The sequence below is a fragment of the Nonomuraea sp. NPDC048892 genome, from assembly GCF_040649735.1.
Lineage (GTDB): Bacteria > Actinomycetota > Actinomycetes > Streptosporangiales > Streptosporangiaceae > Nonomuraea > Nonomuraea maheshkhaliensis.
On record NZ_JBEZFZ010000003.1, the window covers coordinates 32,521 to 54,819 of the forward strand.

Genomic DNA, 22,299 nt, shown 5'->3' on the forward strand with positions numbered 1-22,299 from the left:
CTGCCGAGCGTACGCTTTCACCTTGTCCACGGCCAGTGACGCCGCCTCAGAGGCTGACCGCGCCTCCCAGCAGCTCGTCGAACGGGTCCTCCGCCGGGCGGTCGATCCCGCGCAGCGGGCCCTGGTCGGCCAGGTGGGCCTCGGCGTACAGGCGGGCCACCAAAGACTTGCGCCCGTCGTCGAGCCCCCACGTGGCCTGGTCCTCCAGCAGCGCGGCGGCGTAGACGTCGGCCATGAACTGCGCCAGCGGATAGAGCCGCTCCTCCGCCACCGCGTGCTCCAGCGCGGACCACGCCTCGATCGCCTTGGTCAGGTCGTCCACGCGCCCGCGCACCAGGTCGGAGGTGGCCAGCGCGCGCAGGTGGTCGAGGAAGGGCAGGTGGGCGCGTTCCTTGAGCATGGCGCGGCGCACGTCGAGGCAGAGGATGTTGTCGCCACCCTCCCAGATCGGGTTGACCTGGGCGTCGCGCAGCAGCCGGGCCACCGGCCACTGCTCGATGTAGCCGTTGCCCCCGTGCACCTCGATCGCGTCGCTGGCCGCGGTCACGCCGAGCCGGGCGGTGCGCAGCTTGATCAAGGCGGGGGCCAGGCGCAGCCGGGGCCCGACGTGGCCGTCGAACACCAGCGCCTGCGCCGCCTCGACCTCGACGATCAGCTCACCCAGGCGGCGGCGCATGAGCGGCTGTTCGATCAGCGGCCTGCCGAACGCCTCGCGTGAGCGGGCGTAGCAGATCGTCTCGACCAGCGCGCGCCTGGCCACGCCGACGCCCATCATGGCCACGCCGAGCCGGGAGGCGTTGGTGAGCTTCATCATGGTGCCGAGGCCGGAGCCCTCGCCGGAGCCGGTTCCTGCCAGCAGGAACGCCTCCGCCCGCTCGAACTCCACCTCAGCGGAGGCGACCGATCTGGTGCCGAGCTTGTCCTTCAGCCGGCGGATGCGCACGCCGTTGCGGCTGCCGTCGCGCCGCTCCCACAGGACGAGGAACGGCGCCACGGCCCCGCCCGGCATCCTGGCCAGCACCACGAACGCCGAACCGTTGGCGTTGGAGGCGAACCACTTGAACCCGGACAACAGCCACGCGTCGCCCGCGGGCACCGCCTCGGTCTCCAGCGCGGCCAGGTCGGACCCGCCGCTGCGCTCGGTGAACATCTGAGCGGCCTCGCCGGAGTAGTAGCCGTTGGCGAAGATCTCCCGTACCCGATCGCGTACGTCCTCGGGCGCGTGCTTCTCGGCGAGGGAGACCACCATGTCCCCGCCCGTGCCGAGCGCGCAGCCCATGCCGATGTCGGCCTGATCGAGCAGGTACGTCCACGCGGCGCCGAGCGCGGCCGGATCGGCCCCGTGTGTCCTGGCCTGTTCGGCGAAGGAGGGCGAAGTGAAGTTCGCGCCCATCAGGGCCTGCCGGGCGGTGTGGAACGACGGCGGCATGACGACCTGACTGACGTCTCTGCCCCACTTGTCGTACTTCTCCAGCCGCGGCGGGTTCCTGTCGGTCTCCTCGGCGCACTCGGCGACGAGCCCGCCCGTCAGCTCGCCCAGCGCGTCGAGGTGCGGCTCGGCCCAGGCGAGCCCGTCGCCCAGGTGGCGGCGCATGAGCAGGCGCAGGGTGGGGTCGCAGCGCCACCAGTTGCGACCGGCCGCGCCCTGGTAACGCTCGGTGGCGTAGCGGTCGCTGCGCTCGCCGCGGTCGAAAGCTTCGATGAGATACCGGCCCATACCGCGAGTGTTACATATACTCGACACGCGATGGAAGAGCGTAATACCACACTGAGCGCGCGTTCCGCGGTGCTGAGCGCGCTGCTCGGCAGTCACCCGCCCCGGCTGCCGGCCCGCCACCTGGTGCGCATCGGCGCGCTGTTCGGCATCGCCGAGGGCACGGTCAGGGTGGCGTTGTCACGCATGCTGGCCGCGGGCGACCTGCTCCAGTCCGACGGCCAGTACACGCTGTCGCAGCGGCTGGTCGAGCGTCAGGCCAGGCAGGACGAGAGCCGCGACCCGCATCCGAAGCCGTGGGACGGCACGTGGGAGGTGGCCGTGGTCACCGCGGAGCGGCGGGCTCCGGCCGAGCGGGCCGCGTTCCGGCACGCGATGCTCGCGCTACGCCTGGCCGAGCTGCGCGAGGGAACCTGGATGCGCCCGGCGAACCTGGCGCGGACCTGGCCGGAGATCGTCACGGCGCAGTGCACGCTGATCGACGGCCGCCCGCACGACGACCCCACGCCCCTGCTGTGGGACCTGGACGGCTGGGCGAGCGAGGCGCGCCGGCTGGAACGCGCACTCGGCCGGGCCGAGGGGCTGGCCGTGGGGTTCCTCGTCTCGGCCGCGGTGCTGCGTCACCTGCTGGCCGACCCGCTCCTGCCGCGCGAACTGCTGCCGGACGGCTGGCCCGGGGCCGAGCTGCGGGCGGTCTACGACGACTTCGACCGCCGTTACCGCGAGGTTTTGCGCCACCACCTCGACGGCTGAGAGCCTTCAGAGGCTGACGCCGAAGATCGTGCGCTTGTTCCTGAACTCGGTGACGCTCCACAACTTGCCCTCCTGCACGGCCAGGTCTTCCGGACCGATCGGGAACGGCCTGGTGCGCAGGGTCTGGCCCTCGTAGACGAGCAGTTTGCCGTTGGTGGTGGCGTTGGCCGCCTGGCTCAGGTACCACTTTCCGCCCCGCGACGTGGCTCCCTGGATCTTGGGATGTCCCATGACGAAGGCGTCGACCGGCGCGCCGCCCGCCAGGTCGAGGTCCCAGCGCCCCACCCAGCCGCCGGGGTCGTTCTCCCGGTATTCGCCGCTGATGAGGCGCGGGGTGGCGCCGCTGCGGTCGATGGAGACGAACGAGAAGCGCGGCCCGGCCTGCGCGACCTTCCAGAAGTCGGTCTGGGGGATGACGTAGCGGTAGCCGAAGGCGTGCAGCTTGCCTCCGTGCCTGCCGACGCGCTGGGGGTCGCCCAGGTCGTTCTGGACGGTACGCAGGTCGAGCACGTTGTTCAGGTCGAAGACGCGCAGGCCGCGTACGGTGTCGGCGACGTAGAGCAGGTCGCCGTGGCAGGCGATGCCGCCCGCGTGGATGTCGATCGGCCCGTACGCCCCGTCCGGCTTGGCCTGCACCAGCAGCGCGTGCCGGTACTTGAGCGTGCGCGGGCTGACGAACGACAGCCTGATGCCGCGTTCGCCGGCCTCCGGCTTGAAGTACCAGCTCACCAGGAACGACGGCACCCCCATCCCGCCGGAGTCGTCGCTGCCGGTCAGGCCCTGGGGGTACCAGTCGGCGGTCTGCTGGTCGCCGTCGTCGAAGGAGTACCACTCGGCCGGCCTGGGGTTCATCGAACCCATCGTCGCGCTCGCGCCCTTGCGTCTCATCGCCCGGTTGGCCGCCGCGAGCACCGCTTCGACGGAGGTGCTCCCGATGTCGCTCGCCAGCTTGGCCGCCCCATCCGCCAGGTCGCCTGTCGCCCGATTCAGCACAAAAGCTGACTTATCGGTAGGAACCATGCCCGATGCCGCCATATCTTCCTCACCTTTTCCGTCTCTTGACCAGTCTGACGGAAAAAGGGCGACCAAGGTTTACGATCACTTCCACAAATGCACAGGAGTACCTGTCAGAGCCAGCTCCCGATAGCGCCGCACGAGCCGCCCGCGGTCGCCGCCGAACCGTTCCAGCGTCTCCCGCTGCCAGACCGACCCGGTCCGCCGCGTCCGGGTGCGCTGCGCGATCACGCCCAGCGCCCGGTCCGCGTCGCCCGGCGTCACCCCGGCTCCGAGCAGCCCTTCCCGCGCCTCGGGCAGCAGCGACAGCACCAGCTCCCCCGCGTCGAACTCGCCCTCCCTGCCGGGCCAGGCCAGCTTGGCGTCCAGTCCGTGCATGGCCGCGCGATAGAAGTTCTGGTACGCCTGCGCGAACTGGTAGCCGGTCAGGTCCCGCTCCGCCTGCGACAACGTCAGCCCCAGCAGGAAGGCCGTGTTCGCCGCCATGTCCGCGCACGAGGGCCCCGCGGGCAGCGCCCGCATCTCGATCCGCAGGTGGCCGCTGTCGGCGGGGTCGTAGACGGGGCGGTTCCACTGCCAGATCGTGCCCTGGTGCAGCCGGAGCTCCGGCACCTCGTGCGGCAGCGCGTCCTCGGTGAGGTCGGGCAGGATCGGGTCGTAGTCCTTCACATAGCGTTCGAACAACTCGTGGGCGCCCTCGTACACCCAGTCGGAGCCGAACGTCACCCGCCCGTCCCTGCGCTCGCGCCGCTGCACGTCACGGTCGTCGGCGGCCTCCTCCATCAGCGCGATCCGCGTCTCCTCCCACAACGTCCTGCCCAGGAAGAACGGCGAGTTGCCGCACGCCGCCAGCACCGGCCCGATGGCCAGCTGCGCGGCGTTGAACATCCGGGCGAAACGCTCAGGAGGCGTGCGTACGTGCACCTGCCACGAGGTGTTGGCGCTTTCGAGGATCACGTCCTCGACCGACAGCTCCAGATCCTCGATCTTGACCAGGAACGGCTCCAGCCGCAGCCGCCTGACACCCCTGCTCATGGCCCGGTAGCGGTTCTGGTCGCTCATCGCGCCCCGCGTGAAGTCCTCGGTGTCGAGCGTGGGCAGGATGCCGATGGGCACCGCTCCCCCGCCCGCCACCGCCGCGTCCACCTTGGCGATCGTCTCCTGCACCTCGCCGCTCAGCGTCTCGAAGGGCCTGCCCGCCAGGGGTATGGGAGTCAGGTTCACCTCGATGTTGAAGCGGCCCAGCTCCAGCACGACGCGGGGGTCACCGACGGCCTCGCGCACCTGGCTGTTGCGCGGCAGGGGCCGGCCCTCCTCGTCGACCAGGAACAGTTCGAGCTCGGCGCCGATCGTGGTCGGCCCCTGGCCGAAACCCGGGGTGTCGAGCAGTTCGCGCAGCACCCCGAGCTGCTCGTGGATGCGGTCCGCGAAGCGGGCGTACTCCGCCTCGGTAAAACGCTCCTTATCCAGATCTCTTCCCATCACCCCCCTCTGTCCTTTTTCCCGTTCATGACACATCACCAGGCGATCACGCCGTCCTCGTACATGTAGGTCCCGGTGGGTCCGTCCGTGTCGAGGGTCGCGAACCGTACGACGACCTCCGCGCCCTGCTCCGGCGTGAGCACGCCCGTGTTCTCGTTCAGGTCGGTGGCGCAGAAGCCGGGGGACACGGCGTTCACCTTGATCGGGGTGTCCTCCAGCTCCTTGGCGTAGCAGACGGTGATCATGTTGAGCGCGGTCTTCGAGGAGTTGTAGGGCAGATGGTTGAACGAACGGAAGGGGGTGGCCGGGTCCACCGCGACGGCCAGCGAGCCGAGCTCGCTCGACAGGTTCACGATCCGGCCGGACGCGGACCGGCGCAGCAGCGGCAGCATGGCGTTGGTCACGGTGACGACGCCGAACACGTTCGTCTCGTAGACCTCCTTGACCTGCGCGGTCGTGAGGGCGCTGGGCTGGAGCGCGGTCATCCCGCCGGTGATGCCGGCGTTGTTGACCAGGATGTCGAGCCGGCCGTACTCGGCCTCGACCCACTTCGCGGCGGCGGTCACGCTCGCCTCGTCGGTCACGTCGAGCTGGACGAACGGCAGCCCGAGCCGCCCGGCCGCGGCCCGTCCACGTTCCTCGTCGCGCGCCGCCACGACGGCGGTGACGCCCTGCCCGGCCAGCAGCCGCGCGGTCTCGTATCCGATTCCCTTGTTGGCACCCGTGATGAGGGCGATTTTCGTCATGTCTCCACGTTCGCCCAGGTCAGGGCAGTATGAGGAGAGACCTGGGGAGGCTGGTATCAACGGTGCCACCCTCGCCGCCGTCCCATCGCGGAGGATGGAGCCATGAACCGCGACGAACTGGCCGAATTCCTGCGCGCCCGGCGTGCCCGCGTCACTCCCACCGACGTGGGGCTGCCGTGCGGGGACCGCCGCCGCACGCCCGGCCTGCGCCGGCAGGAGGTCGCGCAGCTCGCGGGCATGTCGATCGACTACTACATCCGCCTGGAGCAGGCCAGGGGCCCGCACCCCTCGCGGCAGGTGCTCGGCGCGCTGGCCAGGGCGCTGCTGCTGAGCCAGGACGAGCGCACGCACCTGTTCCACCTGGCGGGCCAGCCGCTCGAGCCCGCGCGCATCAGGGATGACGTGCCGGCGAGCGTGCTGCACCTGATCACGTTCCTGGAGGAGGTGCCCGCGTACGTCGTGAACGCCCGCGGCGACATCCGCGCCTGGAACCCCGTGGCCGGCGCCCTCATGGGCGGACTGAACGCCCTGCCGCCCGAGCAGCTCAACGTGATCCGCTGGGTCTTCCTGTCCCCCCAGATCGCCGAGCACCTCAGCGACGAGGAGAAGGGCCGCTTCGCCCGCGCCTCGGTCGCCGACCTGCGCGTCTCCGCCGGCCGCTACCCCGGCGACCGCGAGCTCCAGGCGCTCGTGGCCGAGATGCACGCGCTCAGCCCTGAGTTCGCCGAGCTGTGGGCCCAGCACGACGTGGAGATCCGCCGCGAACAGCGCAAGCAGATCATCCATCCGGCGGTCGGCGTCATCGACACGATCTGCCAGGTCATGCTCGTGCCCGACCGCGACGACCTGCGTCTCATCCTCTACACCACCGAACCCGGCTCGCCGTCGCACCGGGCCTTGCGCGAGCTGCGGCAATTGACTCTAAGCTCATGAGATGCGAGCGGTTGCCTTTGACATCTTCGGTGGAGAGCTCGACGTGCGCGAGCTGCCCGATCCTTCCCCGTCCCCGCACGGGGCGGTGATCAGGGTCGAGGCGACCGGCCTGTGCCGGTCCGACTGGCACGGCTGGCAGGGCCACGACTCCGACATCAAGGTCCTGCCGCACGTTCCCGGGCACGAGCTGGCCGGTGTGGTCGAGGCGGTCGGCTCCGACGTGCGCGGCTGGCTGCCGGGGGCGCGCGTGACCGTACCGTTCATCTGCGCCTGCGGCACCTGCCCCTCCTGCGCCACCGGCGAGCAGCAGGTCTGCGAGCGGCAGACGCAGCCCGGCTTCACCCACTGGGGCTCCTTCGCCGACTACGTCGCCATCGACCACGCCGACGTCAACCTGATCGCCGTCCCCGAGGACATGGCGTACGCCACCGCCGCCGGGCTCGGCTGCCGCTTCGCCACCGCCTTCCGCGCCGTGGCGCAGGTGGGCGAGGTGCGTCCCGGCGAATGGGTGGCCGTGCACGGGTGCGGCGGCGTGGGCCTGTCGGCCGTCATGATCGCCACGGCGGCAGGCGCGCGGGTGGTCGCGGTCGACATCAGCACCGACGCGCTGCACCTGGCCGAGCTGGCCGGCGCCACCCACTTCGTCAACGGCTCGGCCGGAGACGCCGCCGCCCAGGTCAGAGAGCTGACCAGGGGTGGGGCCCACGTGTCGATCGACGCGCTGGGCAGTCCGCAGACCTGCGCGGCCTCCGTCGAGAGCCTGCGCCGCCGGGGGCGTCACGTCCAGGTCGGGCTGCTGCCGGGCGGTGCGACGCCGGTGCCGATGGAACGGGTGATCGGCCACGAGCTGCGGCTGCTGGGCAGCCATGGCATGGCCGCGCACGCGTACCCGCCCATGCTGGAGATGATCAGGGCCGGGATCCTCCACCCCGACCAGCTCATCACCCGCACGATCGGGCTCGCCGACGCCGGTAAGGCGCTCGCCTCGATCGGCTCGGTGCCGGGCGTCACGATGATCACTCCTCGGAGCGCACCCGGAGCGTCCTGACCACCAGCGCCAGCGCGGTGTGATGGGCCACGAGCAGCACCAGCTCGATCCGGCCCGCCTCGTCGTAGCGGTCGCACAGCGCCGCCCACGTCGCGTCGGTCAGGTCGCCGGCGTAGTGCAGGTCGTCGGCCACCTGGAGGACGAGCTGGTCCTCGACCGACCACAGGGCGTCGGGCCTGCGTACCAGCTCGATCTCCAGGGCCGACAGGCCCTTTTCCCTGGCCCGCCGGGAGTGGCGGTTCCACTCGTACTCGCTGCCGGAGTGGTGAGCCGTGCGCAGGGTGGCCAGCTCGCGGTCGCGGTCGGGCAGCGTGCCGTCCTGGAGCGCGGCGTCGAAACGCCGCCAGGGTTCGTACAGGAGCGGGTGCCTGGCCAGGGTGGCGAACACGTTGTACGGGCTGGACTTCGTGAAGTCGTCCCGTTCCCCGGGGGGAAGGGGCCGTACGCGAGGCTTCATGGTCGCCAGCATCTCCCGAGCGGACGCCCCCGGCCAGCCGCCGGATTCATCCTCATAAAGTGTGCACCATGGACTACACGCGACTCGGTGACACAGGTTTGAAGGTCTCGCGGATCTGCCTCGGCATGATGAGCTACGGCGACCCCGCGAAACAGGACTGGGCGCTGCCTCGGCAGGACGCCGAGCCCCTCGTCCGCAGGGCGGCCGAGGCCGGCGTGACGTTCTTCGACACCGCCGACGTCTACAGCGCGGGCGCGAGCGAGGTCGTGACCGGCGAGATGCTGCGCGAGGTCTTCCCGCGCCGCGAGGACTACGTGCTGGCCACCAAGGTGTACTTCCCGATGGGCCGCGGCGCCAACGACCGCGGGCTGTCACGCAAGCACATCCACGCCGCCATCGACGCCTCGCTCAAGCGGCTCGGCACCGACTACGTGGACCTCTACCAGATCCACCGCTGGGACGACGAGACGCCCATCGAGGAGACCATGGAAGCGCTGCACGACGTGGTCAGGGCCGGCAAGGCCCGCTACCTGGGCGCTTCGAGCATGTGGGGCTGGCAGTTCGCCAAGGCGCAGCACGTGGCGCAGGTCAACGGCTGGACCAGGTTCGTCTCGATGCAGCCCCACTACAACCTGCTCTACCGCGAGGAGGAGCGCGAGATGCTGCCGCTCTGCGCCGACCAGGGCGTGGGCGTGATCCCGTGGAGCCCGCTGGCGCGCGGCGTGCTGGCCAGGGCGGGCTCCCCCGCCGCGACGACCAGGACGGGGTCCGACGGGCGCATCGACTACCTGTACGACCCGGAGAACGATCAGCAGATCGTCGACCGCGTCGCCAAGGTGGCCGCAGACCGGGCGCTGCCCGCCGCACAGATCGCGCTGGCCTGGGTGCTGCACCGGCCCGGCATCACGGCGCCGATCGTGGGGGCGACGAAGGAACGGCACGTGGACGACGCGGTGGCGGCCGTTTCGGTGTCGCTGTCGCAGGAGGAGATCTCCTTCCTGGAGGCGCCGTACCGGGCGCGCGAGGTGCGCTTCTGACCCGGGCCCGTCAGGGATTATTTGTCGGACCGGGCCCCTAAGGTATGGGTCATGCGGGCAAATGAGGAGGCGGCGGCGGCGCTGCAGGAATACGCGGAGCTGTTCGCGCTCTGCGGCGGCGACGCCTTCCGGGTGCGGAGCTATCAGAAGGCGGCCAAGGCGATCGCCGGGTTCCCCGACGACATCTCGGTCGTCGACGTGCGCGGCGTGCCCGGCGTGGGCGAGGCGATCGCCAAGAAGATGGAGGAGTTCCTGCAGCGCGGGAGCTTCCGCCAGCTCGACGACCTGCGCGGCCGCGTGCCCGACGGCGTGCGGCGGCTGACCAGGGTGCCCTCGCTCGGCCCCAAGACGGCGATCATGCTGTTCGAGGACTACGGCATCGACTCGACCGCGGCGCTGAGCGAGGCGATCACCTCCGGCCGCCTCGACGGGGTCAAGGGCCTCGGCCCGAAGACCCTGGCCAACCTGCTCAAGGGCATCGAGCAGCTGGAGCAGTCGGGCCGCCGGGTCCACATCGGCGTCGCCATGTCCCTGGCCGAGCAGGTGATGGGGTCGCTGAAGGCCGAGCGCATCGCCTACGCGGGCTCGCTGCGGCGGATGAAGGACACGATCGGCGACATCGACATCCTCGCCGTGGCGCCCGAGTCCATCATGGACGACTTCCGCGCCCAGCCCTACGTCGCCGAGGTCATCGCCTCCGGCGACAAGAAGACCTCGATCCGCACCACGTCCGGCATGCAGGTCGACCTGCGCGTGGTGCCCGCCGGTTCGTGGGGCGCGGCGATGCAGTACTTCACCGGCTCCAAGGAGCACAACGTCGCCATCAGGGAGATGGCGGTCAAGAAGGGCTGGAAGCTGTCCGAGTACGGGCTCTTCGAGGGCGACCGGGTGATCGCCGCCGAGTCCGAGGAGGACATCTACGAGGCGCTCGGCATGCGGTTCGTGCCGCCGCCGATGCGCGAGGACGGCGGCGAGGTCAAGGCGGCGCTGGCCGGCGAGCTGCCCGTGCTGGTCGAGCTGGGCGACCTCAAGGGCGACCTGCACACCCACACCGACCTGACCGACGGCATCGCCTCGCTGGAGGACATGGTCTCGGCCGGCGCCGCCCGCGGCTACTCCTACTACGCGGTCACCGACCACGCTCCCGACCTGGCCATGCAGCGGATGACCCTGGACAAGGCGCTGGAGCAGCGGGCCAGGGTGGCCGAGCTGCAGGCCCGCTATCCCGGCATGCGGCTGCTGCACGGCAGCGAGCTCAACATCGCCCCCGACGGCTCGGTCGACTGGCCGGGCGAGATCCTGCGGGAGTTCGACGTCTGCGTGGCCTCGGTCCACTCCCACTTCGGCATGCCGCGCGACGAGATGACCCGCCGCTTCATCGCCGCCTGCGAGAATCCGTACGTCGACATCATCGGCCACCCCACGACCCGCAAGATCGGCAAGCGCGAGCCGGTGGACGCCGACTGGGAGGCCGTCTTCCGCGCCGCCGCCAGGACCGGCACCGCCATGGAGATCGACTCCTACCCCGACCGCTCCGACCTGCCCGCCGACCTGGTGCGGCTGGCCAAGCACCATGGGGTGAAGTTCTCGATCGACAGCGACTCGCACGCGATCCCGCACCTGGCCAACCAGCGCTTCGGGGTGGGGATCGCGCAGCGGGCCTGGCTGACAACGGACGATGTGATCAACACCTGGCCGCTGGAGCGGCTGCTGGCCTTCCTCGGCCGCTGACGTACCGGCCTCTCCACCGCCGGCCGAACATCGCCGTCCGAAGGCGCTGCGGCGCCGCACGTCGCCCTTGCCCGGCCGCCATGTCTTCACGCGGCCGTTGACGTTGCGCCCCAAATACCGTTAATCTCCATAACGTTATGAAATTTAACGATAAGGCGTTCGGCGGGGACAGGGGCGAGGGTCCTCCTGAGGAGCTGGCGCGCTCGACCGGTTTCCTGCTGTCGTGGGTCGCCGCCAGAGCCGGTGAGCAGTACGAGGAGGCGCTGGCCGAGATAGGGCTCAAGGCGCTTCACCTCGGTGTGCTGACGCAGCTCCAGAGCGGCCCGCTGGTCCAGTCGCGACTCAGTGAGCGGCTGAGTGTGTTCAAACCCGTGATGGTGACGCTGGTCAACGAACTGGAGGCCATGGGCCTGGCAGAGCGGCGTCCCCACCCGCGCGATCGGCGTGCCGTGGAGGTGCACCTTCTGCCGGCGGGCGTGCGGAAGATCCGCGACGCCGAACAGGTCAGCGAACGCATCTCGGGCGAATTCTTCGGCCCGCTGACGCCTGAGGAACGGCAGACCCTGCACGTCCTGCTCGCCAAGCTCGCCGGCGGCGCGGCCACCGGCAGCCGGAAGGAACCCTGATGAACGCTTCGACCGACGCCCGCACCCACGAGCCAGGCGCGGCTCACACGCGTTTCTGGCCGGTCGGGCTGCTCTTCGTCCTCGTTCCCGTGCTCATCGGGCAGATTCCCGGCGCACTCGCCTTCACGCTCAACCCCGAGGTCGCCACCGATCTCGGGATGACCCAGGTCCCCGTGCCCGCGTGGGTCTTCATAGTGGTCTGGCTCGTGATCAAAGCCGGCATGGGGATCGCGGCCTGGCAGCTCTGGCGCCGGGCACCACGCGGAAGCGACGTCACCGTACCCCTGACCGTGCTGATCGCCGGCTATCTGCAGACCAACCTCTTCTGGCTGGCCGACAGCCTGCGCTCCATCGCCGTCACCGACGCGACCGGCCTCCTGCTCGCCGCAGCCACCGTGGTGGTGTTCTTCCGCTACTCGGCCTCTGCGGCTCGCTGGCTGCTGCCCTGGCTGATCTGGATGCCGATCACGCTGGCCATCAAGATAGCGGCAATCGCCGGCCTCTTCTCCGCATAACGGGCCCCGGAGTCCTTGTTCGCCGAAGCCGTGGCGGCGCTGCAGGCACCGTGCTCGCCGGGGGCGATGGAGGCGAGGGCGAGGGCGGCTCCGACGGCGACGTGCCGTGCGGCCGACGCCGTCACGGGAGGCGGCGTTTGTGCAGGCCCGTGAGTCGCACCAAGACCGCGAGCCCGTCCGCACTCCCCGGCCAATGGCGCTCCACCACCGCCGGCCCCGCCTTCCGTACGACCGACCGCAGCACGGCGGCGACCACGATGGCGTCGTCGGCGTACCCGAGGACGGGGATGAAGTCGGGGATCAGGTCAATCGGAAAGGCGAGGTAGGCCAGCAGCAGCCACAGCCGGACCCGTACACCCCGAGGAAGGGACCGGTCTGCGGCCAGCCGCCGGACGAGTCGCAACATGTCGGGCAGAAGCCGCAGCGACTCCCGCAACAGACCGCCACGGGGCCGCACGACGACGAGCGCGACCACCAGCACCGCCCATGTCGCGAGCACCGCGACCGCCGCACCGATCACCAGGTCCCACCACCACGTCCCGGTCACGTTCCTCCTCGTCCGGCACACCCATCCGCCACCCATCCGGCCTGGTCCGACACATCATCCGCCCTCGCCCGGCAACCCCGCGTCCTGGTCCCCCGTCCAACCTCGTCCGGCAACCTGCGTCCAACCTCGCAGAGACGGCCCTCGTCCGACAGCCCCGCCCGATGGGCCCGCCCGACGGGCACGTCCCACAGCCCCGACCGACGGGCACGTCCGACCGGCACGTCCGACGGCGGCCTGACGTCGCGCAGGACCCCGTCGAGCAGGACCCTGTCGAGCAGAGCCCTGGAAGCAGGACCCCAGAAGCAGGCACAGCCGCCCTCTCAACCGTCAGCATGACAACCCGTGGGCTGATGCGCCCGGCCTCACCATACGAAAAAGTGTTCCCACCACCCACCCTCACCCAAGGAGATCCCGAGCAAGATGCACCGGCCCCTACGGATGAAGTCGCGCAAGCTGTGGGCGCGGCTGCTCGCGATTCTGGCAGCGCTGCTCGTGGCCGCCGTCGCCGGGGTGGCCCTGGCCTTCCCGTCCCTGGCTTCGACGTTCTGCCCCGGCTGCTACGGCCTGACGGAGCTGGAGGAGTCCGTCTACACCGAAGACGGCCTGTCCGGCGCGCAGCAGGCGCAGGTGAGACAGACGGTCCAGCAGGCCCGCCGCCTCGTCGCCGACTTCTACGGCACCCGGCGCAGCTCCCCCACCGTGCTCGCCTGCCTGACCGAGAGCTGCTACAAGCGCATCGGCGGCGGCGGGGAGCGCGGCATAGCGGTGCTCAACCGATCGGTACTGCTCTCCCCCAAGGGCATCGACCCGGTGATCGCCGCGCACGAGATGTCCCACGTCGAGCTGCACACCTGTCTAACGTCCGGAGCCGAAGTCCCGCAGTGGTTCGACGAGGGCCTCGCGGTGGTGGTCGCCGACGACCCCCGCTACCTCGCCCCGAAGCCAGCCTCAGAAACGGCCCTGAAGACAGCCCCGGAGACGGCTCTGCAGACGGCTCCGCAGACGACCTCCGACCGCTGCTTGGTGTCACCGTCGGCTCCGCTCCCTCAAACACTCGACGAGTGGCTGAACGCCGCGTCCAAGGACGTGATGACGTATGCGAAATCCGCCTGCCAGGTGAGCCGCTGGCTAGCAGCCAACAACGGCCGCACCGGCCTCCTCACACTGATCGACGACCTCAACGCCGGCCACCCGTTCCCGTTATCCGCCAACCCGGCCCGACTCGGGTGACCATGACCGGGTGAGTTCGAACCCGCAGCGCCGCGTTGACTCGGGCCCGCAGCACCGGGTTGCCTCACACCGGGAACCACCGGGTTAGCTCCCGGAGCCACGGGGATGCCTCAGCCCCGGAGCCACCGGGTTGCCTCGGGCCCAGAGCCGCCGGATTTGGCTCGGGGCCAGGAGCCACCGCATTGCCTCAGACCAGGAGTCGCTGGGTTGGCCCGGGCCCGGAGCCGGGTAGAGGCTGCGGGACGGCTCGGACGGCTACTGGAACGTTCCCGTACAGCTGAGACAGGTTTCGGCAATGGGGTCGCCAGCACGCAGGGTGAGGAGATTAAATGGTTTCCAGGTAGGAAATAGGTATAACGAGGTGATGCTCTCATGAAGCAAGCCACGGCGGCGATCATCAAACCGCTGCCCGACCACCTGTTCAGGGTCCACGGCAACAGCGCGGAGATGCGCTGGGAGTCGATGGCGGGGCTGGGGTACCACACCCCGAACGACCGGTTCTTCGTGCGCAATCACACCTTCACCCCGCTCATCGACGCCACCACCTGGCGACTGAACGTCCACGGGGCCGGCGTGCGCCGTCCGCGCGCGTTCAGCTACGAAGAACTGCGGGCGTTGCCGTCCCGTACGTACGACGTGGCGATCGAGTGTGCGGGCAACGGGCGGCGCTTCTACCGGACCCAGCAGCACGACGGAGCACCCGGCACCCAGTGGGGGCTCGGCGCGATCGGGGTCGCCCGGTGGCGGGGCGTCCCGCTGCGCCACCTCCTCGACGAGGTGGGCGTGCTGCCCGGCGCGGTCGACGTGCTGCCCACCGGGCTCGACGCGCCGTTCGAGGACCACGGCCACGTACGCAGGCCGCTCCCCCTCGACAAGGCCATGGACGACGTGCTCGTCGCCTATGAGATGAACGGCGAACCGCTGCCGCCCGATCATGGATTTCCGGTGCGACTGGTGGTGCCGGGATGGGTGGGAATAGCGTCGATAAAATGGCTCGGCGACATAGAAGTTTCAACAACAGAGCTCTTCACGCCATGGAACACGGTCTTTTACCCGGACGTCACCACCCAGCCGGCGAAGAGCGCATTCGAGCTCGAATGGAATGCGCGCCTGCCCATCGGGAGCCCGCGCGTCGTGCGCGGCCGCTCCTGGTCGGGACGCGGCCGGATCGTACGCGTGGAGGTCAGCCTCGACGGCGGACTGACCTGGCGTCAGGCGGAGCACCACGGACAACACCTGGTCAGCGCATGGCTCCCGTGGCACGTCGAATGGGCTCCGCAGCGTACGGGCACGCGACTGCTCATGGCGCGCGCCACTGACGAGACCGGCGCCACCCAGCCCCTCACCATCCCGCGCCATCCCTTCGGCTACCACTTCGACGCCGTCGTCCAACATCCCATTCATGTCGTCAATGGATAGGAAATTGTCACCCATCCGGGCTGAGCTGGCGATTCACGAAAGGCCGGTTCGGCGCACCTGAATTCATCTGAAAGACTCGCGCAGAAACCTTCCGGAAATCCCCTTGTGTGAGGCTGCCCACATCAAGGGAAAAGGAGAGCCGATGCGCCAGCTGACCGCACTCGACGCCCAGTTCCTCAATGTCGAGACGACCACGACCGCCGCGCACGTGGCCGGTCTCGCGCTGCTCGACTCGGCTGACGGCTCGGTCAACAAAGCCGCCCTGGCGGAGCTGCTGCTGGACCGCCTCCACCTCTCCCCCGCGCTCAGCCTGCGCCTGGTGGAGGTGCCCCTGGGGCTCGACCACCCGTACTGGGCGGCCGATCCCGACTTCGACCTCGCCAACCACCTGTTCGAAACCAGGCTGCCCGAGCCCGGAGACGACTGGCAGCTCGCCGAGACCGTGGCCGAGCTCCACGCCCGCCGGCTCGATCGTGCGCATCCGCTGTGGGAGATGCACCTGATCACCGGCCTGACGGACGGCAAGGTAGCCGTCTACACGAAGGTGCACCATGCCGCCATCGACGGCGTCTCCGGCGCCGAGACCCTCGCTACCCTCCTCGACCTGACCCCCGACGGCCACCTCACCCGCCGACATCTCCCCACGACGACAACGACCCCACGGCCGCAGCGCCCCGCCCACCCTCGGACTCAACACCCCGCCAACTCTCAAACCCTGCCCTCCCCGCAGCCCCCCAGCGACCTCTCTCCCGCGGACCGGCGCACCGACACCCACCCGACCGCCGCCGAACCCCCCGCCGACATCCACCCCTCAGGCCACTCCGCTCCACCCGCCGGCGCCCGTCCCACCAGCTCCGAGTCGCCGGCCGGCGCGGAGCCCGCAGTCCTCGCGGGCCCATCCTCCGAGGTGGGCACTACGGGCGGCGGGTCGATGGGTGGTTCTCCGTCTCCCGAGGACGGCCCGCCGGGGATGATCAGAATGCTGGCCGGAGCCGCCGTCCGTGGCGTGACCCATCCCGTACGCGCCCTCCAGTCGGCTGTCAGGGTGGCGGAAGATCTGGACGCCATCCCTGTGGCCGCGGGTCTCCCCGGCGCGAAGCTGATCGCCAAGGCCGCGCGGGTGGTCGCCGGTGACGGGCATCACCGTCCCGGCCTGCCCAGCCTCGCGGTCCCGCGGACCCCGTTCAACGGCCCCATCAGCGCCCGCCGCCGCCTCTCCTTCGGCTCGCTGTCGCTCAAGGACGTCAAGAACGTCGCCAAGGCCAACGGCGTGAGCGTCAACGACGTCGTCATGACTCTGTGCACGTCGGCCCTGCGCTCGTGGTTGCGCGAGCGGGACGCGCTGCCCGAGACGCCGCTGATCGTGGCCGTGCCGGTGGCGGTACGGAGGGCCGAGGCGAAAGACCTGGTCGGCAACCAGATCTCCACCATGGTGACGCCCCTGCCCACGAACGTCGCCGACGCCAAAGAGCGGCTGCAGGCCGTCGGAAACACCATGGGCCAGGCCAAGCGACGGTTCGCACGGGCCCCGGCCACCTGGCTGAGCGAGCTGTGCTCGGTGCTGCCCGCCCCGGTCACCAGCCTGGCCACGCCGGCGATCTTCCGGCTGGCGGGGATGGCCTTCCCGCCGATCAACCTCATCATCAGCAACGTCCCCGGCCCGCAGTTCCCGCTCTATCTGTGCGGGGGCAGAGTTCTGTCCTACTACCCGCTGTCGGTGCTCACCGACATGAGCGGCGGCCTCAACATCACCTGCTTCTCGTACGACGGCATGCTCGACTTCGGCATCGTGGCCTGCCCCGAGCGCGTGAACGACGTGTGGAGCCTGCTGACGCACCTGCGTACGGCGCTCGATGAGCTGCTGGACGAGCGGGTGAACGATGAGTTCCGCGACGGCGCCGAGGTCGCGCTGGTGACCGGTCAGCCGGCCTAGGTTTCCCGCGGGTGAAGGCAGTATGGCGGCGAACCCGGCGTCTCGGATCACGGGTGACCACCCCGGCCACCCCCACCACCGCCGTCACTTCCCACCTGACAGCCTTGCCATGGAGCCTCCCCGCTGACGCCTTCTGCCCACAGCGACCGTCTCGCTCGGGTTCGCGCTCCCAAGCTGAACGACCCCGCCCTGTTCCGGCCAGAGCTCGTCCTGGGCAATGAGGCCGAGGCCGGGATGTCACCAGGAGCGGGATCTCGGGCGAAGGGAGAATGTCAGGCGGAGTTCCAAGCCAGGCCGAGTTCCCGGGCCTCGACGGGCTTCCACGCCTCGCCGAACTCCCGGGCCGAGGTGCCGGCCTGAGAGGGTCAGTGTTCTGGGCCGGCTACCTGGTCGGCTACGCGGCCGATGCGGGCGAGGCGGGCCAGGGCGGGGCGGGAGAGAACCTCGCCGATGTCGTGCAGGGCGATGATCAGCTCCTCGACCCCGTCGAGCGGCATGTCCGGCTCTCTGCTCAGCAGGATGCCCCGGTAGTCCTCGCGGGAGACGGCGCCGCCGGGCAGTTCGATCCCGACGTCCTCGGCGCGGAACAGCACCTGGACCGAGGTGTCGAGGACCAGGGCGAGGGCGGTCAGCTCGGCCGCCGTGAAGGCGCGCTGGCCGCGCTCGGCCTGGTGCACGGCCTGGCGGCTCCACGGCCTGTCCAGGTAGCGGCCCAGCGCCTCGCCCAGCTCGGTCAGCGACATCCGGCGTTCCGCCCGCAGCCGCGCGAGCTGCCGCCCGATCGCCTCTTCTACCCGCATCCCCTCGTCCCCTCGTCCCCTCGCGCCTGCCTGTCATTCTGCACGATGACACCGACAGCCAGTCATTGACGGAAGGGTGCTCGCGACAGTACTGTAAATCTACAGAGTTCCCCGTCAATGTAGTCAATGACACGACTGATGGTGAGGCGAGACATGCAGGACATCGTCATCGAGGTGGTCGGACCGGTCGGCGACTGCGCCGTGCTCAAGATCGCCGGCGAGGTCGACGTGTTCACCGCTCCCAAGCTGCGCGAGCAGGTGGTGGACCTGGCGGCCAAGGGCGTCGTGCATCTCGTCGCCGATCTCAGCGCGGTGGAGTTCCTCGACTCGACCGGCCTCGGGGTCCTCGTCGGCGGTCTCAAGCGGCTGCGTACGCACGAGGGGTCGCTGGCGCTCGTCATGACCACGGACCGCATCTCGCGCATCTTCAAGATCACCGGGCTCACGGCGGTGTTCGCCTCCCACGGCTCCGTGCAGGAGGCGATCGCGGCCGACGCGCACTGGACGCGGGTCACCGAGCGCGAGGCGGGCAGCGTCGACGAGTGGTGCCGTCAGCACGACCTCGTCGCCGCCTGACCTCCACGTCCGGCGGCCCGGCTTGTCAGTCGACGCTGGTGCCGTCGCCGCAACGTGCCCTCAATGGCGGGCGATGGATGACGGGCTGCCGGGCACGGCGAGTTGCCCGGCAGGGCGCGCTGCTGGGCAGGGCGGTGGCGGGTCAGGGGCGGGAGGCCTCGTCCAGGAGGGTGAGTTCTTCTTCGCTCAGCGTCAGCTCCGCCGCCGCCAGCAAAGGCCGCAGCTGCTCCACGTTGCGCGCGCTCGCGATCGGTGCCGTGATCGTCGGCTGGGCGGCGAGCCAGGCCAGGGCCACCGAGGCCGGTGCGTCCCCGCGTTCCCCTGCGAGCCGGACGAGAGCCTCCAGCGCCCTGGGCCCGTGCGAGGTCTCCAGGTGGCGGGCCGCCGCATCCGCCCGTGGGCTGTCCACGTTCGCCCCGGGCGTGTACTTGCCGGTCAGGAAGCCGCGGGCCAGCCCCGAGTACGGTGTGCTGGCCAGACCCTCCGTGACCACGACCTCGCGCAGCTCGCCCTCGTAGGCGCGGTCGACCAGGTTGTACGGCTGCTGCAACGCCACATACCGGGCCAGCCCCTCCTCGCCGGAGATCTTGAGGGCTTCGGCCAGGCGCGGCGCGTCGTAGTTGGAGGCGCCCACCTGGCGCACCTTGCCCTCGCGGATCAGCGTGTCGAACGTGGACAGCGTCTCCACCAGCGGCGTGTCCCGGTCGTCCACGTGTGCCCAGTAGAGGTCGATGTAGTCGGTACGCAGCCGCCGCAGCGAGCCCTCGACCGCCGTCCTGATCGTGGCCGGCGCCAGCCCCTTGTGCCCCTCCAGCATGCCGACCTTGGTGGCCAGCACGATGGAGTCGCGGTTACGACGCTCGGCCAGCCACTCGCCGATGATCGTCTCCGAGGTGGACTCCCCCGTCGCCCAGTACGGGTAGGCGTCCGCCGTGTCGAGGAAGTTGCCGCCACCTTCGACGTAGGCGTCGAGGACGGCGAACGAGGTCTCCTTGTCGGCGGTCCAGCCGAAGACATTGGTGCCGAGCGATATCGGGAAAACGGACAGGCCGGTAGTGCCCAGTGATCTCATCCCGCTATTATCCGCGCACCCTGGTTGGGAGGCTCGATGCGGCCCCGCTTACGTGGATGCCTGGTCGGCGCGGTGGTCGCGGGCGGGCTGTTCCTGGTCGTGACCGGCGGTCTGTTCCTGGCGGGCGTGGTGACGATCCTGCCGGGGGTTCACGAGGAACCCCGCCCGTCCGCGAACGAGACCGGGACCGGTGCAGAGGGCCCGGCGGAGAGGTCCGCGGAGAGCCCGGCGGAGGTCGTGGCGGAGCGGCGGCTCGACGAGCGCAGGATGGAGCTGACGATCAGGTCGGACGCCCTCGGCGCCACCACGGGCGTACGCCTGCTGCTCCCGCGCGGCTGGGAGTCGCGTACCGGCTGGCCGGTGCTGTGGCTGCTGCACGGCGGGCTGGACGATCACACGTCCTGGACCGAGCGGACCGACGTCGAGGCGCTGACCCGCGACACGGGCGTGCTCGTCGTGATGCCGGACGGCGGCCGGTGCGGCAGCTACTCCGACTGGTGGAACGGCGGTGCGGGCGGCCCGCCGCGCTGGAGGTCGTACCACCTCGACGAGCTGCTGCCGCTGCTGGAGTCCCGCTACCGGGCGGGCGGCCGGCGCGCCGTCGCGGGCTATTCGATGGGCGGTCAGGGCGCCATGCTGTACGCGGCCGAGGGCCGGTTCGAGGCGGCGGCCTCGTTCAGCGGCGCGCTGCACATCCTGGCGCCGGGCGTCCCGCAGGCCGTGATGGCGGGAACCACGATCGGCTGCTTCGGCACGGACTGGAAGCGCGTCTGGGGCGACCCGAAGGCGCAGCGGGACGTCTGGCGCGCGCACAACCCCTACGACCTGGCCGGGCGGTTGAAGGGCGTCGAGCTGTACGTGTCCGCCGGGCAGGGCGACATAGTCGAGGACCTGGCGAACCGGGCGGCCAGGTTGTTCGCCGGGCGGCTGGAGGAGCTGGACATCCCGGTACGCACCCACTTCTACCAGGGCGGGCACCGGCACGTGTACTGGCAGCGGGAGCTGCACCGGGTCTATCCGCGGCTCATGAACGCGATCGGGGCAAAACCTGCATGACTCGACCGGCAGGACTCGACCGGCAGGACTCGACCGGGGTCAGCCGGCCCGATGGACCGATGTCAGCCGGCCCGATGGACCGATGTCAGCCGGCCCGATGGACCGATGTCAGCCGGCCCGATGGACCGATGTCGGCCGATCCGGCGGACCGACGTCAGTTGACGCGACGGACCCGCGCGTCAGTTGACCCGGTCGACCAGGGAGTCGCACAGGGCGCGGAGCTCGCCGGCGTCCGGCAGGTGTTCGTCGATGACGCCGAGCGCGCTCTCCACGTACCGATCGGCCAGCGCCTGGGCCTTCTCCCGGCCGCCGGCCTCCTCCACGAGGTGGGCGGCGTGCCGTACGGACTCCTCGTCCGTCGCCCCGGCCGCCAGCAGGGCGGACAGTTCGCGGGCGGCGGAACCCCCGTCGGCCAGCGCCGCCAGCACGGGAAGCGTCTTCTTGTCGCGCCGCAGATCGCTGTAGATGGGTTTGCCCGTCACGCGCGGATCGCCCCAGATGCCGAGCATGTCGTCCACGATCTGGAAGGCCACCCCGAGGTCGCGGCCCATCGCCCACATGGCGTCGGCCAGTTCCGGCGCCCCGCCCAGAGCCACGCCGGCCGCCGCGGCGGCGCCCAGGAGACCGCCGGTCTTGCCCGCGGCCATCTCGGCGTACTCGTCGATGCCGACCTCGCCCGGCCCCTTCCACGGGCGGCTCTCGAAGGCCATGTCGGCGCTCTGCCCCTGGACCAGCTCGATCAGGGCGGCCGACAGGTACGGCATCGCCTCCGGCCGCCCGGCCAGCTGGCTGACCGCTAGCGCCAGCAGCGCGTCACCGGTGAGCAGCGCGGGGCCCACGCCGTACGCCTTCCACAGGGCGGCGCGGTGCCTGCGCAGCTCGTCGCGGTCGATGATGTCGTCGTGAGCCAGGGAGAACGCGTGCACCAGCTCCACCGCCACCGCGCCGGGCAGAGCGGACTCGGCGGGCGCCCCGACGGCCTCGGCGCTCAGCAGGGCGATGGCGGGCCGCACACCCTTGCCGCCGTCGCCACCGCTCCCTCCGGATTCATCGACCCCGCCGCGCGGGCCGCCGTCGGTGTCGGACCGGCCCAGAGCGAACGCGGCCATGCGCTCCCCCCAGGGGTCGAGCACCGATACGGCGTCCCTGAGGGCGGGGTCGAGGAGGCCGCGACAGCGGGCCATCGTGGCCCCGCGCAACGGATGGCTGAGATTCAACTGGCGCTCCTACCCCGGGTACGATCTTGAATCTACATGCACAAGCATGTGATACTCCACCAGACGGTTGACTTTTGTCAGGAGATGTCCGTGATGTGAGACGGGCACCGTAAGCGATGGAGGGATCACAAGTGGCGTTCGGGGCTCGTGCGACCAGAGTGCCCGCGAAGGCGCCCGCTGAGCCGGCCACAGCCACTCGAGCCGCACCGCGACCCGCCCTTCCCCCCATCTAGTTCAGACGCCGCCTCTCACCCATCAGACACGCAGGCATCACGGACGCCGACGCCCGCCGGCTCTCGTGTGCCATCGCATCCGGATCGGGGATCGCTGTCATGCCGCACGCCAAGGCAACCCGCACCAACACACCTCACATCGTTCCCTCCCACCACGCCA

The 22,299-nt window shown here is 70.4% G+C and carries 20 protein-coding genes and 1 pseudogene; 12 read left to right on the top strand and 9 right to left on the bottom strand.

Translation table 11 applies throughout. The annotated features are described in order from the left end of the window. Positions 1–46: 46 nt before the first annotated feature. A complete protein-coding gene (locus tag AB0C28_RS09915; protein WP_358073612.1) occupies positions 47–1,717 on the bottom strand; it encodes an acyl-CoA dehydrogenase family protein in 1,671 nt (556 codons plus the stop codon). Positions 1,718–1,747: 30 nt separating this feature from the next. Between AB0C28_RS09915 and AB0C28_RS09920 the strand changes: the two genes are divergently transcribed. Beyond that, the gene (locus AB0C28_RS09920; RefSeq protein WP_358073613.1) at positions 1,748–2,467 is read left to right on the top strand and encodes a PaaX family transcriptional regulator C-terminal domain-containing protein; all 720 of its coding nucleotides are present in this window, start codon (positions 1,748–1,750) and stop codon (positions 2,465–2,467) included. Positions 2,468–2,473: 6 nt separating this feature from the next. Here the strand turns inward: AB0C28_RS09920 and AB0C28_RS09925 are convergent, their stop codons facing one another. From AB0C28_RS09925 to AB0C28_RS09935, 3 genes are all read right to left on the bottom strand, one after another. Next, positions 2,474–3,460, bottom strand: coding sequence for a hypothetical protein (locus AB0C28_RS09925; protein WP_358073614.1), 987 nt, complete (start codon positions 3,458–3,460; stop codon positions 2,474–2,476). Positions 3,461–3,565: 105 nt separating this feature from the next. Next, on the bottom strand, positions 3,566–4,963 hold the full coding sequence (locus AB0C28_RS09930; protein ID WP_358073615.1) for a glutamate--cysteine ligase: 1,398 nt from the start codon (positions 4,961–4,963) through the stop codon (positions 3,566–3,568). A 35-nt stretch (positions 4,964–4,998) separates the two neighbouring features. Further along, positions 4,999–5,709, bottom strand: a complete 711-nt coding sequence (locus AB0C28_RS09935) for an SDR family oxidoreductase (RefSeq protein WP_357845151.1) — start codon at positions 5,707–5,709, stop codon at positions 4,999–5,001. A 102-nt stretch (positions 5,710–5,811) separates the two neighbouring features. On the opposite strand from AB0C28_RS09935, the gene AB0C28_RS09940 reads away from it, so the two are divergent. Together AB0C28_RS09940 and AB0C28_RS09945 are read left to right on the top strand one after the other, a co-directional pair. Continuing rightward, the gene (locus AB0C28_RS09940) at positions 5,812–6,642 is read left to right on the top strand and encodes a helix-turn-helix transcriptional regulator (RefSeq protein WP_357845149.1); all 831 of its coding nucleotides are present in this window, start codon (positions 5,812–5,814) and stop codon (positions 6,640–6,642) included. 1 nt (position 6,643) lies between these two features. Then, a complete protein-coding gene (locus AB0C28_RS09945; protein WP_357845146.1) occupies positions 6,644–7,690 on the top strand; it encodes a zinc-dependent alcohol dehydrogenase family protein in 1,047 nt (348 codons plus the stop codon). Here AB0C28_RS09945 and AB0C28_RS09950 read toward each other — a convergent pair. Next, a complete protein-coding gene (locus AB0C28_RS09950; protein WP_357845144.1) occupies positions 7,659–8,147 on the bottom strand; it encodes a carboxymuconolactone decarboxylase family protein in 489 nt (162 codons plus the stop codon). The two genes, AB0C28_RS09945 and AB0C28_RS09950, sit on opposite strands and share 32 nt — an antisense overlap. A gap of 68 nt (positions 8,148–8,215) precedes the next feature. Between AB0C28_RS09950 and AB0C28_RS09955 the strand changes: the two genes are divergently transcribed. The 4 genes from AB0C28_RS09955 (at position 8,216) to AB0C28_RS09970 (ending at position 12,056) form a co-directional block, all read left to right on the top strand. Beyond that, positions 8,216–9,184: an aldo/keto reductase gene (locus AB0C28_RS09955; RefSeq protein ID WP_357845141.1), complete on the top strand. Its 969-nt coding sequence runs from the start codon at positions 8,216–8,218 to the stop codon at positions 9,182–9,184. A gap of 51 nt (positions 9,185–9,235) precedes the next feature. Further along, complete coding sequence (polX, locus tag AB0C28_RS09960; protein WP_357845139.1) at positions 9,236–10,915, top strand: DNA polymerase/3'-5' exonuclease PolX; 1,680 nt, start codon at positions 9,236–9,238, stop codon at positions 10,913–10,915. Between the two features lie 137 nt (positions 10,916–11,052). After that, complete coding sequence (locus AB0C28_RS09965) at positions 11,053–11,541, top strand: MarR family transcriptional regulator (RefSeq protein ID WP_358073616.1); 489 nt, start codon at positions 11,053–11,055, stop codon at positions 11,539–11,541. Beyond that, positions 11,541–12,056 carry a tryptophan-rich sensory protein gene (locus tag AB0C28_RS09970; RefSeq protein ID WP_358073617.1) on the top strand — a complete coding sequence of 172 codons (516 nt, stop codon included), beginning with the start codon at positions 11,541–11,543 and terminating at the stop codon, positions 12,054–12,056. Before AB0C28_RS09965 ends, AB0C28_RS09970 begins: the two co-directional genes overlap by 1 nt. Positions 12,057–12,177: 121 nt before the next feature. On the opposite strand, the gene AB0C28_RS09975 is transcribed toward AB0C28_RS09970, so the two are convergent. Further along, positions 12,178–12,603 carry a DUF1232 domain-containing protein gene (locus tag AB0C28_RS09975; protein WP_357845130.1) on the bottom strand — a complete coding sequence of 142 codons (426 nt, stop codon included), beginning with the start codon at positions 12,601–12,603 and terminating at the stop codon, positions 12,178–12,180. Positions 12,604–13,023: 420 nt separating this feature from the next. Between AB0C28_RS09975 and AB0C28_RS09980 the strand changes: the two genes are divergently transcribed. The 3 genes from AB0C28_RS09980 to AB0C28_RS09990 all read left to right on the top strand — a co-directional run bounded on the left by AB0C28_RS09980 (position 13,024) and on the right by AB0C28_RS09990 (position 17,185). Beyond that, positions 13,024–13,833 (top strand): hypothetical protein, encoded by an 810-nt coding sequence (locus AB0C28_RS09980; protein WP_358073618.1) that lies wholly within the window; start codon positions 13,024–13,026, stop codon positions 13,831–13,833. 372 nt (positions 13,834–14,205) lie between these two features. Next, positions 14,206–15,252 carry a sulfite oxidase gene (locus AB0C28_RS09985; RefSeq protein ID WP_358073619.1) on the top strand — a complete coding sequence of 349 codons (1,047 nt, stop codon included), beginning with the start codon at positions 14,206–14,208 and terminating at the stop codon, positions 15,250–15,252. Between the two features lie 142 nt (positions 15,253–15,394). After that, positions 15,395–17,185: a wax ester/triacylglycerol synthase domain-containing protein gene (locus AB0C28_RS09990; RefSeq protein ID WP_358073620.1), complete on the top strand. Its 1,791-nt coding sequence runs from the start codon at positions 15,395–15,397 to the stop codon at positions 17,183–17,185. 365 nt (positions 17,186–17,550) lie between these two features. Here the strand turns inward: AB0C28_RS09990 and AB0C28_RS09995 are convergent, their stop codons facing one another. Next, positions 17,551–17,985: a helix-turn-helix transcriptional regulator gene (locus AB0C28_RS09995; protein WP_346108280.1), complete on the bottom strand. Its 435-nt coding sequence runs from the start codon at positions 17,983–17,985 to the stop codon at positions 17,551–17,553. Positions 17,986–18,138: 153 nt separating this feature from the next. On the opposite strand from AB0C28_RS09995, the pseudogene AB0C28_RS10000 reads away from it, so the two are divergent. Next, positions 18,139–18,477: pseudogene (locus tag AB0C28_RS10000) on the top strand (STAS domain-containing protein); the annotation flags it as partial. Between the two features lie 226 nt (positions 18,478–18,703). Here the strand turns inward: AB0C28_RS10000 and AB0C28_RS10005 are convergent. Next, the gene (locus tag AB0C28_RS10005; RefSeq protein ID WP_357845116.1) at positions 18,704–19,633 is read right to left on the bottom strand and encodes an aldo/keto reductase; all 930 of its coding nucleotides are present in this window, start codon (positions 19,631–19,633) and stop codon (positions 18,704–18,706) included. Positions 19,634–19,669: 36 nt separating this feature from the next. On the opposite strand from AB0C28_RS10005, the gene AB0C28_RS10010 reads away from it, so the two are divergent. Next, positions 19,670–20,689, top strand: coding sequence for an alpha/beta hydrolase family protein (locus AB0C28_RS10010; protein ID WP_358073621.1), 1,020 nt, complete (start codon positions 19,670–19,672; stop codon positions 20,687–20,689). 179 nt (positions 20,690–20,868) lie between these two features. On the opposite strand, the gene AB0C28_RS10015 is transcribed toward AB0C28_RS10010, so the two are convergent. Then, positions 20,869–21,906: a polyprenyl synthetase family protein gene (locus AB0C28_RS10015; protein WP_358073622.1), complete on the bottom strand. Its 1,038-nt coding sequence runs from the start codon at positions 21,904–21,906 to the stop codon at positions 20,869–20,871. Positions 21,907–22,299 lie beyond the last annotated feature (393 nt).